9 protein-coding genes are annotated in these 12,437 nt (G+C 66.9%); 3 read left to right on the forward strand and 6 right to left on the reverse strand.

The features are described from left to right. Positions 1 to 31 precede the first annotated feature (31 nt). Both AU072_RS24530 and uvrB read right to left on the reverse strand, forming a co-directional pair. Positions 32 to 829 carry an HPF/RaiA family ribosome-associated protein gene (locus AU072_RS24530; RefSeq protein WP_064416171.1) on the reverse strand — a complete coding sequence of 266 codons (798 nt, stop codon included), beginning with the start codon at positions 827 to 829 and terminating at the stop codon, positions 32 to 34. A 62-nt stretch (positions 830 to 891) separates the two neighbouring features. Next, positions 892 to 3,042 carry an excinuclease ABC subunit UvrB gene (gene uvrB, locus AU072_RS24535; protein ID WP_064416172.1) on the reverse strand — a complete coding sequence of 717 codons (2,151 nt, stop codon included), beginning with the start codon at positions 3,040 to 3,042 and terminating at the stop codon, positions 892 to 894. A 62-nt stretch (positions 3,043 to 3,104) separates the two neighbouring features. Between uvrB and AU072_RS24540 the strand changes: the two genes are divergently transcribed. Both AU072_RS24540 and AU072_RS24545 read left to right on the forward strand, forming a co-directional pair. Beyond that, complete coding sequence (locus AU072_RS24540; RefSeq protein ID WP_082681016.1) at positions 3,105 to 3,611, forward strand: ribonuclease FAU-1 family protein; 507 nt, start codon at positions 3,105 to 3,107, stop codon at positions 3,609 to 3,611. 154 nt (positions 3,612 to 3,765) lie between these two features. Next, entirely contained in the window at positions 3,766 to 4,296 is a 531-nt protein-coding gene (locus tag AU072_RS24545; protein WP_064416174.1) for an Rv2576c family protein, read from the forward strand. Between the two features lie 25 nt (positions 4,297 to 4,321). Here the strand turns inward: AU072_RS24545 and coaE are convergent, their stop codons facing one another. Together coaE and rpsA are read right to left on the reverse strand one after the other, a co-directional pair. Further along, complete coding sequence (coaE, locus tag AU072_RS24550; protein ID WP_064416175.1) at positions 4,322 to 5,533, reverse strand: dephospho-CoA kinase; 1,212 nt, start codon at positions 5,531 to 5,533, stop codon at positions 4,322 to 4,324. Positions 5,534 to 5,606: 73 nt separating this feature from the next. Beyond that, positions 5,607 to 7,049, reverse strand: a complete 1,443-nt coding sequence (rpsA, locus tag AU072_RS24555; protein WP_064346235.1) for a 30S ribosomal protein S1 — start codon at positions 7,047 to 7,049, stop codon at positions 5,607 to 5,609. Between the two features lie 168 nt (positions 7,050 to 7,217). Between rpsA and AU072_RS24560 the strand changes: the two genes are divergently transcribed. Beyond that, positions 7,218 to 8,381, forward strand: a complete 1,164-nt coding sequence (locus AU072_RS24560) for a PrsW family intramembrane metalloprotease (RefSeq protein WP_064416176.1) — start codon at positions 7,218 to 7,220, stop codon at positions 8,379 to 8,381. On the opposite strand, the gene AU072_RS24565 is transcribed toward AU072_RS24560, so the two are convergent. Together AU072_RS24565 and polA are read right to left on the reverse strand one after the other, a co-directional pair. Further along, positions 8,366 to 9,601 carry a threonine/serine exporter family protein gene (locus AU072_RS24565; RefSeq protein ID WP_064416177.1) on the reverse strand — a complete coding sequence of 412 codons (1,236 nt, stop codon included), beginning with the start codon at positions 9,599 to 9,601 and terminating at the stop codon, positions 8,366 to 8,368. The genes AU072_RS24560 and AU072_RS24565 overlap by 16 nt on opposite strands. A 12-nt stretch (positions 9,602 to 9,613) precedes the next feature. Further along, positions 9,614 to 12,343 (reverse strand): DNA polymerase I, encoded by a 2,730-nt coding sequence (gene polA, locus AU072_RS24570; RefSeq protein WP_064416178.1) that lies wholly within the window; start codon positions 12,341 to 12,343, stop codon positions 9,614 to 9,616. Positions 12,344 to 12,437: the final 94 nt, after the last annotated feature.

Below are 12,437 nucleotides of genomic sequence, written 5' to 3' on the forward strand. Positions count from 1 at the left end.
GCTCAACCTTCGTTCAGGTCAAGCGGCGGCCTCAACCGGCCGGGGTGATGAGCCCGTAGTGGCCGTCGTAACGGTGGTAGAGCACGGCTGCACGACCTTGTGCCGCGTCGATGAAGAACATGAACGGCAGCCCCAGCAGACCCATCCGCTCGGCGGCCTGCTCAACGGTGAGGCACGGCGCCGGCTGCGGACTGATGGTCAGCGGCAATTCGAACGGCGCCAGCTCCTCCTCCGAGGCCGGCTGCACCTGTGCCAGCCGGTGACCGGTCGGGCCGTCCTTGTAGAGCACACTCGCCATCCCGGTGCGCTCCTCGGTGAACAGGTGGAAGTCGTAGTCGAGCAACGCCATCTCCAGCGCCGCCTCGTCAACAGTGCACGGCGCGAGCGTGAAGGACTTGCGCCGCACGATCCGGCGTTCGTCGGGCGCCACGTTCAGGCGGGTCGGCCGTTGCGTCCGTTCGGCGTCGGCTTCGTCGGGAACCCGGATGGTCCGGCCGTCGCGTCGCGCCTCCCAGTGGTCGGCGGCTCGCCGGAGCCGACGTCGGAGGCGCTCCTCGAGCCGGTCGATCGCGTCACGCGCGGTCTCGCCCTCAGCCTCCGCCCGCACCAGCCGGCCATTCAGGTCGAGGTTGCCCTGGGCCAGTACCGGACGCTCGGTATCCGGATCCCCGTGGCGGGTCAGTTTGACGTGGGCGTGCGTCAGCGGGCGGTGGACGAACCGGGACAGGTCGGCGATCTTGGTCCGCGCGTATTCGGCGGCACCCGGAAGATCGCCGCGTGTGGTGACGTCGACGTGGACTGTGGGCGCGATATCGATTCTGTCACTCATACTTTCGTTCTACGTGACCCGCGCCTTAGGCGCTAGGGACGAAAGTCCCTGCGACGCGCCGATCACTTCAGGCCCGCGGCGTCCATCCCACGCAGTTCCTTCTTGAGGTCGTGGATCTCGTCGCGGATGCGCGCGGCCAGTTCGAACTGCAGATCACGTGCCGCGGCCATCATCTGTTCGGTCAGGTCCCTGATCAGGTCGGCCAACTCGGCTCGCGGCATGTTCGAGGTGTCGCGCCCCTCGATGATGCCGGCGCTGACCGCCCGCCCGGGCTCGCTTTGTGCCCGGCGTCCCCGCGACGCGTTCCGCCCGGAACCGCCCACCTCGACATCATCGGCTTCGCGGTACACCTGGTCGAGAATATCGGCGATCTTCTTGCGCAACGGCTTTGGATCGATACCGTGCGCCTCGTTGTAAGCGATCTGCTTGGCACGACGGCGCTCGGTTTCGTCGATGGCTTCCCGCATCGATTCGGTGATGTTGTCGGCGTACATGTGGACCTCGCCCGACACGTTGCGGGCGGCGCGGCCGATGGTCTGGATCAGGCTGCGGGTGGACCGGAGGAACCCTTCCTTGTCCGCGTCGAGGATGGCCACCAGTGACACCTCCGGCAGGTCGAGACCCTCGCGGAGCAGGTTGATGCCGACCAGTACGTCGTAGTCGCCCAGGCGCAGTTGACGCAGCAGTTCGACCCGGCGCAGCGTGTCCACCTCGGAGTGCAGGTAGCGAACCCGGATCCCCATCTCGAGCAGGTAGTCGGTGAGGTCCTCGGCCATCTTCTTGGTCAGCGTGGTCACGAGCACCCGCTCGTCGCGCTCGGTGCGCGCGCGGATCTCGCCGATCAGATCGTCGATCTGCCCCTTCGTCGGCTTCACGACGACCTTGGGATCCACCAAACCCGTTGGGCGGATGACCTGTTCGACGAACTCACCGCCGGACTGACTGAGCTCGTACGGTCCTGGCGTCGCCGACAGGTACACCGTCTGCCCGATGCGGTCGGCGAACTCCTCCCAGGTGAGCGGGCGATTGTCGACGGCCGAGGGCAGCCGGAAACCGAAGTCGACGAGGTTGCGCTTACGCGACATGTCACCCTCGTACATGCCGCCGATCTGCGGCACGGTCACGTGGGATTCGTCGATGACGAGCAGGAAGTCCTCGGGGAAGTAGTCGAGCAGCGTGGCGGGCGCCGAGCCGGCGGGCCTGGCGTCGATGTGACGCGAGTAGTTCTCGATGCCCGAGCAGAAGCCGACCTGACGCATCATCTCGACGTCGTAGTTGGTGCGCATCCGCAGCCGCTGCGCCTCCAACAGCTTGCCCTGCCCCTCCAGCTCGGCCAGCCGCTCCTCGAGCTCCTGTTCGATGGTCGATATTGCGTGTGCCATGCGCTCCGGGCCCGCGACATAGTGGGTGGCCGGGAAGATCCGCAGCGAATCGACCTTGCGCACGACGTCGCCGGTCAACGGGTGCAGGTAGTACAGCTCCTCGATCTCGTCGCCGAAGAACTCGATGCGCACCGCCAGCTCCTCGTAGGACGGGATGATCTCGACGGTGTCGCCGCGCACGCGGAAGGAGCCGCGGGTGAACGCCATGTCGTTGCGGGTGTACTGCACGTCGACGAGCAGTCGCAGCAGCCCGTCACGCGGCACCTCCTGGCCCACCTGCAGCTCGACCGACCGGTCCAGGTATGACTGCGGTGTGCCCAGGCCGTAGATGCAGGACACCGAGGCGACCACGACCACGTCGCGACGGGACAGCAGGCTCGAGGTGGCCGAGTGCCGCAGCCGCTCGACGTCGTCGTTGATCGAGCTGTCCTTCTCGATGTAGGTGTCGGTCTGGGCGATGTACGCCTCGGGCTGGTAATAGTCGTAATACGAGACGAAGTACTCGACCGCGTTGTGCGGCAACATCTCCCGCAGTTCGTTTGCCATCTGCGCGGCGAGCGTCTTGTTCGGCTCCATCACCAGGGTGGGCCGCTGTACCCGCTCGATGAGCCACGCCGTCGTCGCCGACTTACCGGTGCCGGTGGCACCCAGCAGCACCACGTCGTGCTCCCCCGCCCGGATACGGCGCTCCAGCTCGTCGATGGCCGCCGGCTGGTCGCCCGCCGGTGCGTACGGGCTGACCACCTCGAAGCGTCCGCCTTTGCGCACGATCGCATCGACGGGGCGGTACTCCGAGTGCGCGAGCACGGGGTGTTCAGTCGCGAAAGCCATAATCACCCAGGGTAAGCGCGTGCTCTGACAAGTTCATTCCCGCTGCGTCCTATCCTGTCCTCATCCACGCTCCCAAACACGAGACATTCGACCTCGTCGCCCGCACCAACACCGATCCGAAGGGCATCGTGCGGGCGGTCGACGTCTACACCGTCCAACCGTGGGGCCTGTACATGGCCCGCCCCACTCCGGGCCGGGCGCAGTTCCACTATCTGGAGTCCTGGCTGCTGCCCTCTCTGGGACTGCGCGCGACGGTGTTCCACTTCAACGCAGGTCACGAGCGCGACCAGGATTACTACCTGGACGTTGGCCACTACACGCCGGGCCCCGAGGTCTGGCACGCCGAAGACCACTACCTCGACCTGGTGGTCCGAACCGGCCGCGGCGTCGAACTGCACGACGTCGACGAACTGCTCACCGCCATACGGCACAACCTGCTGGCGCCCGAGACCGGTGAGCAGGCCGTCCAGACCGCGGTGGCCGCCATCGACGGGCTGGCCCGCCACGACTACGACCTCAACCGGTGGCTGGCCGAAAGTGGTATGCCACTCACCTGGCGCGACGACTAGACGTGCCCCGCTGCGGCGCCCGACTCGCACGGGGCCGCATCGCGGGGAGAACATCGGCCGACGGGTAACGAACGACCTGCACTTATCGATCTTGATTGCGATGGTTACCGCTACGAATTTGTCTGCCCAGGTAAGGCCGGTATTCTCTCGTCGCATGTCCCCCACAGCCCGCACCGCAGGCGCGACGGCCGCGGCGATGCTCGTGGGCTCGGTCCTGTTCCCGGGTGGCGCCGCGGCCCAACCGAGCGCCGAGACCGAGGCGCAGCCTGCGCCCGAGGTTCTGCACAACGTCATCTACCGAGCGCGCGCGGACGGTACCTCCCGCGGCGCGGTCGTCGCGTACAAGATGGACGACCACAACGTCAACAGCGCGCAGCCCACGCTCCTACCCGGTCAGACGTTCGAGGTCAACGCGGTGCTGGCCGATCCCCAACTGGCCGGGATGGAGATCTCCATCGAATGGCCCTACGGCTCCAACCTGCACTGCGAGATCCTCGTCGACGACCAGGTCGTCGCCAAGGCCGACCAGTTCATCGCGCCGCGCCTGCTCCGGCCCAAGGACGACCCGATGTACGGCGTGCTGCAATGCGGAGCCCCGCTGAACCTCCCGATCGACGGGGTGGGCACCCCACCGCCCGACGCCGGAACCCCACCGCCCGACGCCGGAACCCAGCCGCAGGCCTAGGCGCCGGCGGGCATCCCGCTGGGGACTACGGCCGCCATCCGGTGGCGTCGGCCCATTCCCACGCGCGCCGATAGGCGTCGAGGAACCAGGGCTCCTTCGCGTCGGCGTAGGCACCCGTGGACACGTGTCCCTCCCCGGCGACCCGCCGCTTCAACGAGAGGTAGTCGGCCTGGACGCCGGGGTTCGCGCGCATCCAGTCCACGAACAGCAATGCGAACTGCTGACCCGGCCATCCGTCGACACGAATGTGAAGGTTGGTCGGTCGTCCGGGATCGGCCGAGCTGTGAATACGTTTGTGCCACAACGCCTCGTCGTTGGAGTGGTCGAACTCGGCGACCGTGCTGCGGGCATCCGGCTTGGCGACGTCCGCGGTGACCGGCCCGCGCACATATCCCGCAGCGGTCAGCGCCTCGTCGAGTTCGTCGGCATCCGCGAGCGACGCGACCGTCACCTGAACGTCGATCACGTCCTTGGCGTCCATCCCCGGCACCGCCGTGGAGCCGATGTGGTCGACGCGGACGGCGCGGTGCCCGCATGCGGTGTTGAGCCGCGCCACGATACGCCGCGCGTGATCGGGCCATGCCGGGTCGAAGGGCACCAGGACCGGCTTCGAGGGCGCGGGCCGATTCTCGTGCAGGTTGTGCGCGAACGGCAGGATGCGCTCGTGCCACAGCGCGCGGGCTTTCTCGACCAGTTCGCCCGCCGTACCCGAGTTGTCGAGCCAGACGTCGGCGACCGCGCGGCGCTGTTCCTCGGTGGCTTGCGCGGCGATCCGGGCCCTGGCGTCCTCTTCGGTGAAGCCCCGGTACTCGATCAGCCGCTTCACCCGTAGCTCCTCATCGGCGTGAACGATCACCACCAACGGAAACATCGGCGCCATACCGGATTCGACGAGCAGCGGGATGTCCTCGATGATCACGGCATCGTCGGCCGCGGCCGCGATGAGCTCGGACCGCCGGTGGGCCACCAGCGGGTGCACGATGCCGTTGAGCGTTTGACGCTTCTCCTCGTCGCTGAACGCGATCGCGGCCAGCGCGGGGCGGTTCAACGCCCCGTCATCGTGCAGGATCTCGCGGCCGAACGCGTCGACCAGCTTGGCCAACCCCTCGGTCCCCGGTTCGACGACCTCCCGGGCTATCACGTCGCCGTCGACGACGATGCCCCCCAGATCACTGAACGTCGAAGACACAGTCGATTTTCCGGCGCCGATACCGCCGGACAGGCCAATGCGCAGCACGGCACCAGTCTGTCAGGGCCTCTCGACGACGAAGGCCCCGGCTCGGGGAGCCGGGGCCTTCGGTCGTTGACAGTTAGGCGTTGCCTGCGAGCTTCTCACGCAGCGCCGCGAGCTGCGCGTCGCTGGCCAGCGAGCCGCCCGCCGACTGCTCCTCGCCGCGTGAAGCGCCGTTGGCCGCCGGACGGCTGGCCGCCTCAGCCTCGGCCGCGGCGAACTTCTCCATCTGCGCGGTGTGCATCTTGTGCCGGCGCTCGGCCTCGGCGTAGCGGGACTCCCACTCCTCACGCTGCTTCTCGAAACCCTCGAGCCACTCGTTGGTCTCGGAGTCGAAGCCCTCCGGGAAGATATAGTTGCCCTGCTCGTCGTAGCTGTCGGCCATGCCGTACTTGCTGGGGTCGAACTCCTCGGTGTAGTCCTCGTTGGCCTGCTTCAGGCTCAGCGAGATGCGGCGACGCTCCAGGTCGATGTCGATGACCTTGACCATCGCGTCGTCGCCGACCTGGACCACCTGATCCGGGACCTCGACATGGCGCTCGGAGAGCTCGGAGATGTGCACCAGACCCTCGATGCCCTCTTCGACGCGGACGAACGCACCGAAGGGCACCAGCTTGGTGACCTTGCCGGGCACGATTTGACCGATCGCGTGGGTGCGGGCGAAGTGGCGCCACGGGTCTTCCTGAGTTGCCTTGAGCGACAACGAAACCCGCTCGCGGTCCATGTCGACGTCGAGCACCTCGACGGTGACCTCGTCGCCCACCTGAACCACCTCGGACGGATGGTCGATGTGCTTCCAGGACAACTCGGAGACGTGCACCAGGCCGTCGACGCCGCCGAGATCGACGAACGCACCGAAGTTGACGATGCTGCTGACGACGCCCTTGCGGATCGCGCCCTTCTGCAGCTGGTTGAGGAACTCGCTGCGCACTTCGGACTGGGTCTGCTCCAGCCACGCGCGGCGGCTCAGCACGACGTTGTTGCGGTTCTTGTCGAGCTCGATGATCTTGGCCTCGATCTCCTTGCCGATGTACGGCTGCAGATCGCGGACACGACGCATCTCGACCAGCGACGCCGGCAGGAAGCCGCGCAGACCGATGTCGAGGATCAGGCCGCCCTTGACGACCTCGATGACGGTGCCCTTGACGGCCTCGTCCTTCTCCTTGAGCTCCTCGATGGTGCCCCAGGCGCGCTCGTACTGGGCGCGCTTCTTGGACAGGATCAGGCGGCCTTCCTTGTCCTCCTTGGTGAGAACGAGGGCTTCGACCTCATCGCCCACGGAAACGACCTCGTTGGGGTCGACGTCGTGCTTGATGGAGAGCTCACGGGAAGGGATGACGCCTTCGGTCTTGTAACCGATGTCGAGCAGGACTTCGTCACGGTCAACCTTGACGATGGTTCCCTCGACGATGTCGCCATCGTTGAAGTACTTGATGGTCTTGTCGATGGCGGCGAGAAAGTCCTCGCTCGAGCCGATGTCGTTGACGGCTACTTGCGGCGAGGTGACGGAGGGACTTGGCATGTGGTGGGTTGCTCCGGACAGGTTTGATCGTAGGGACTTAGGACATTCGAGTTATTGGTGTTACCCGCCGCAGAAGATGACGAAAACCACAGACAGGTACCCGTAGAGGTTACTCGACTGGGCACATGCTGGACAAACTCGGTCCCCACCGGCCGCTAGTCTGCTCTGGTGTCACATCCCGGCGCCCCGCATCACCCCTGGCTGGTTGCACCGCCGTTCCAACGCAAGGTTCGCAAAGTCGGGGCGCCGCTGGCGGTGCTCATCCTGCTCGCCACCGTGGTCGGGCTGATCATCATCGGGCTGACCGCCCTCAATCCGATTGGGGCCGGCATCGGGCTGGTGCTGTCGAGCCTGGCCATGGTGGTCGTGGTCCTGGCGTATGTGTGGCTGGACCGCTTCGAGCCCGAACCGCCGCGGTTGTTGGCCTTCGCCTTCCTGTGGGGCGCCTCGGTCGCGGTCGTGTTGTCGGTGATCCTGGGGCTTTACCTCGAGTCGTTGATCGTCACGGGTGACTCCGACGGGGTCAGCCCGGTTTCGGTGGTGGTCATCGCGCCGGTCATCGAGGAGGCGGCCAAGGGCGCGTTCCTGCTGGTCATGATGACCGGCCGACGCCGCCGGGAGCTGAACTCCCTGACCGACTGCCTGGTCTACGCCGGGCTGGTCGGCGCGGGATTCGCCTGGCTGGAGGACATCCTGTACATCGCCAGCGGTGAATCGCTCGGCGACTCGCTGCTGACGGCGGCATTACGGCTGGTGATGGCTCCGTTCGCGCATTCGCTGTTCACCACGTTCTTCGGTATCGGCGTCTATTTCGCCCTGCACCGCCGCGACTCGTCCGCCAAGGCCGGCGTTGTTCTCCTGGGGTACCTGGCCGCGGTGTTCACCCACGCGCTGTGGAACGGGTCGTCACTGCTGGGTGTCGGCTGGTATTTCGGCGTCTACCTGTACTGGATGATGCCGCTGTTCGCGCTCGCGATCGTCCTGGGCCTGCAGAGTCGCCGACGCGAGCAGGCGATCGTCGCGAGCAAGCTGCCCGGCATGGTGCACGCCGGTCTGGTCACGCCTGTCGAGGCCGCCTGGCTGGGCTCGCTACGGAACCGCAAACTGGTGCTCGCCCAGGCTGCCCGCCAGGGAGGGCGTCCGGCCCGAAACGCGGTCAAGAGGTTCGCCGGCCAGGTCGTCGAGCTGGCGTTCGTACGCGACCGTATCGACCGCGGGTTCGGCGATCCGCGGGTGCAGGCGATGCTGGTCGAGGAGACCTACGCCCTCTACGCCGCCCGAGCGGCCGCCGGCCCGGTGCTGCAGTCGTTGGCCGGCTACCGCGCGCCCTGACCCTCCCGTCCGCGGTGCTGGGCCAGTTGCCACAGCACCAGCCCGGCTTGCAGCCCCAGCGCCACCGAGATCATCGAGATCACCGTCGCCGGGAAGGCGGAGTCCCCGTCGGCGCCGAAGAGTTCGGTCACCCCGATCAGGCCCAACGACCCCGGCACGAGCAACCAGAAACCGGGCAGGATCATCGTGATCGCCGGCGGTGCACCGCGTCGGCGGGAGATCGCCAGCGCGGCGACCGTGAGTACCAGCCCGCCGCAGAAGCCGCTGGCGTAACTCCCGAACATGAGGTCGCCGGCGAACTGGGCGGCGAATGCGGTGTACACGATCAGCGTGAGCCACGGCAGGAATGACAGGGGCGGCGCCAGGAAGAGCAGTACGCCGACGGCATAGACCGCGACTCCCACCCACGGCGACCACGGCCCGATCTTGTTGACCACATCGGGACTGAGCTGGCTGCCGTCTGCGCCTAGTAGCTGGGTGGCGATGAGAATGCCGAAAGCCAACTGGGCGATCTGCATGAAACCACTGATCAACCGGCTGGAGCCGGAAATGACGTCGCGGGCGGTCAATTCGACCACGGCCAGCGTGATGGCGGCACCGGGCAGGAACGTCGCCAGCGGCGGGATCAGGGCCCGCAGGCTGACGTGGTCGAGGCCCATGCGCTGTGCGCCGGCGATGCAGATCGCCGACACCGCGAACGCGCTGATGGCCGGGATCAGATGTTGCAGCACGGCGACGCGGCGCCCGGCCGCGCTGAAGGCACCCACCATGAACCCCAGCACGGTGGCGACCAGCAGATTCAACGGCGTCGGCTCCATCACCAGCGCGAGACCGGCGCTCTGGACGCCGTACCCGAACACGGTGACCCAGCTCGGATACCTACTGCGCATCGCCAGGATGTCATCGAGTCGGGCTTCACCCTCCTCAGGAGATACCCGGCCGTGCCGGGCATCGGAGATCAGCCGCGCCAGCGGGAAAGTCTGGTCGAACCGCAGGTCCTGATCGAGGTTCGCCGCCTCGACCACCGTCCCGCTATCGGTGGAGGGACCCACCACCTGCACGTAATTGGGCAGCGCGATGTAGTGGTTGGGCACGCCATAGGCCGCCGATACCTGAGCCAGCATCTGCCGGATCAGGGTGACCGGATAGTTGGCGGCACCCATGGCCGCCCCCAACCGAGCGATGAACCGGATTTGTTGGTGGGCAACGGATTCGGTCATCGCGATGGGTCTCTAGTGCGCCGCGGCGTCCCAGCTGCGGCCATAGCCGACCGACACCTCGAGCGGCACGTCCAGCGGATAGGCGTTGCCCATCTGCTCGCGGACCAGGGCCTCGACCGTCTCCCGTTCGCCCTCGGCGACCTCGAAGAGCAGCTCGTCGTGCACCTGGAGCAGCATCCGCGACTTCAGGCCGGCGTCCTTGAGCGCCGTGTCGACGTTGATCATCGCGACCTTGATGATGTCGGCCGCGCTGCCCTGAATCGGCGCGTTGAGCGCGGCGCGCTCGGCGGCCTCGCGGACGTTGCGGTTGCTGCTGTCCAACTCCGGTAGATAGCGCCGCCTGCCGAACACGGTCGACGTGTAACCGTCCTTGCGCGCCTGGTCCACCACGTTGCGCAGGTAGTCGCGCACCCCGCCGAACCGGTCGAAGTACTGCTCCATCTGCACCTTGGCTTCTTCGGTGGAGATCTTGAGCTGAGCGGCCAGCCCGTAGGCGCTCAGCCCGTAGGCCAGCCCGTACGACATCGCCTTGACGCGGCGCCGCAGTTCGGCATTGACCTCGTCGATCGGCACCGAGAACGCCCGTGATGCCACGAAGGAGTGCAGGTCCTCTCCGGTGCGGAATGCCTCGATCAGACCCTCGTCCTTGGACAGGTGTGCCATGATGCGCATCTCGATCTGGCTGTAGTCCGCGGTCATCAGCTCCGCATAACCCTTGCCCACCACGAAGGCATCGCGGATCCGACGGCCGGCGTCGGTGCGGATCGGGATGTTCTGCAGGTTGGGCTCGGTCGACGACAACCGCCCGGTCGCCGCGATCGTCTGGTTGAACGTGGTGTGAATGCGGCCATCCGACGCGACGGAATTGAGCAGCCCGTCGACGGTGACCTTCAGCCGCGTGGCGTCGCGGTGGGCCAGCAGATGCTGCAGGAACGGATGGCCGGTCTTGTCGAACAGCGACTGCAAGGCGTCGGCATCCGTCGTGTAGCCGGTCTTGGTGCGCTTGGTCTTGGGCATCTCCAGCTCGTCGAACAGCACCACCTGCAGCTGCTTGGGCGAGCCGAGGTTGATCTGCTTACCGATCACCGCGTACGCCGCCTCGGCCGCATCGCGGATGTGGTCGGCGAACTCGCTCTGCAGCCGGCCGAGTTCCTCGAGGTCCACCGCGATGCCCGCGGTCTCCATCTCGGCCAGCACCCGCTGAACCGGCAACTCCATGTTGCTCAGCAGCGCCAGCGAGTCGATGCGGGCCAATTCCTCGTCGAGCGCGTCGGCGAGGTCCATCACCGCGCTGGCCCGCAGCATCACGGTCTGCACGGCCTGGTCATCGACGCCGTCCGTATCGTCAAGCAGCGAAAGTTGTTGCTGCTCAGGGTTTTCGGCCCGCAGTTCACGCTTGAGATAACGCAGCGAGAGGTCGTCGAGCGTGAAGCTGCGCTGCCCGGGCCGCACCAGGTATGCGGCGAGCGCGGTGTCCGAGGTGACCCCCGCGAGCTTCCACCCGCGGCCCTCGAGGTCGTGCATCGCCAGCTTGGCCTCGTGAAGCGCCTTCGGCGGGCCGGGGTCGGCGAGCCATGAGGCCAGTGCGGCCTCGTCGTCCTCGGTCAACGTGGCCGTGTCGATGTAGCGCCCGTCGCCGTCGGCGGCGACGATGCCCAACGCCGTCGCGTCCGCGTCGAAGGCCAGATGTGTGCCGACGACGGCCAGCCCGAACCGCTTGCCCGAGCTGTGCTCGGCCAGCCATGCCGCGAGCTCTCCCGGTTCCAGGGCCCGCCCGCGCACGTCGAAGCCCTGATCGACCTCGGGATCCGCCGAGGCCAGCGTGTCGAACAACCGATCCCGCAGGACGCGGAACTCCAGGTCGTCGAATAGCCGGTGGATCTGGTCGCGGTCCCACGGCTGCATGCGCAGGGTGTCGGGGGTTTGCGGCAGCGGCACGTCCTTGACGAGATCGGTCAGTTCCCGGTTGAGCACGACGCTGGACAGGTTGGCCCGCAACGCGTCCCCGACCTTGCCCTTGACGGTGTCGACGTTGTCGACCAACGCCTGCAGCGAGCCGAACTCGGCGATCCACTTGGTCGCCGTCTTCTCGCCGACACCGGGGATGCCGGGCAGGTTGTCGCTGGGGTCGCCGCGCAGGGCCGCGAAGTCGGGGTACTGCTGCGGGGTCAGGCCGTACTTGTCCAGCACCGCCTCCGGCGTGAACCGGGTCAGTTCGCTGACGCCCTTGCGGGGATACAGCACCGTGACGTCATCGCTGACCAACTGCAGCGAGTCGCGGTCGCCGGTGACCACAAGGACCCGGTAGCCGCCCTGCTCGGCCTGCGTGGCCAGCGTGGCGATGATGTCGTCGGCCTCGAAGCCCGGTTCGGCGAGCACGGTGATGCCCAGCGCGCCGAGCACCTCCTTGGTGATGTCGATCTGCCCGCGGAACTCATCGGGCGTCGACGAGCGGCCCGCCTTGTACTCGGGGTATTTGTCCACGCGAAACGTTTGGCGCGACACGTCGAACGCGGCGGCGATGTGGCTGGGTTGCTCGTCGCGCAGCAGGTTGATCAGCATGGCGGTGAACCCGTACACCGCGTTGGTGGTCAGCCCGCCCTGTGTCTTGAAGTTCTCGGCGGGCAGTGCGTAGAACGCCCGGTATGCCAACGAATTGCCGTCGAGCAACATCAATGTCGGCTTCTGGTCGGTCGGCTGGGACGCCGTCTTCTTGCCGGTGGCGGTGGTGGCAGGGCTCACGGCCCTAACTCTATGCATCCGGCCCGACATCGAGACCACCGCCGCAGCGACCAACCCGGGCCCGCGAATGTGCGATTTCATCCCCGACTCGCCG

The organism is Mycolicibacterium novocastrense (assembly GCF_001499835.1).
In the GTDB taxonomy this organism is placed as follows: domain Bacteria; phylum Actinomycetota; class Actinomycetes; order Mycobacteriales; family Mycobacteriaceae; genus Mycobacterium; species Mycobacterium novocastrense.

Bases quoted from the DNA above. Each gene is read 5' to 3' on its own strand.
- AU072_RS24530 (WP_064416171.1), bottom strand. From the start codon at position 829: ATGAGTGACAGAATCGATATCGCGCCCACAGTCCACGTCGACGTCACC.
- uvrB (WP_064416172.1), bottom strand. From the start codon at position 3,042: ATGGCTTTCGCGACTGAACACCCCGTGCTCGCGCACTCGGAGTACCGC.
- AU072_RS24545 (WP_064416174.1), top strand. From the start codon at position 3,766: ATGTCCCCCACAGCCCGCACCGCAGGCGCGACGGCCGCGGCGATGCTC.
- rpsA (WP_064346235.1), bottom strand. From the start codon at position 7,049: ATGCCAAGTCCCTCCGTCACCTCGCCGCAAGTAGCCGTCAACGACATC.
- AU072_RS24565 (WP_064416177.1), bottom strand. From the start codon at position 9,601: ATGACCGAATCCGTTGCCCACCAACAAATCCGGTTCATCGCTCGGTTG.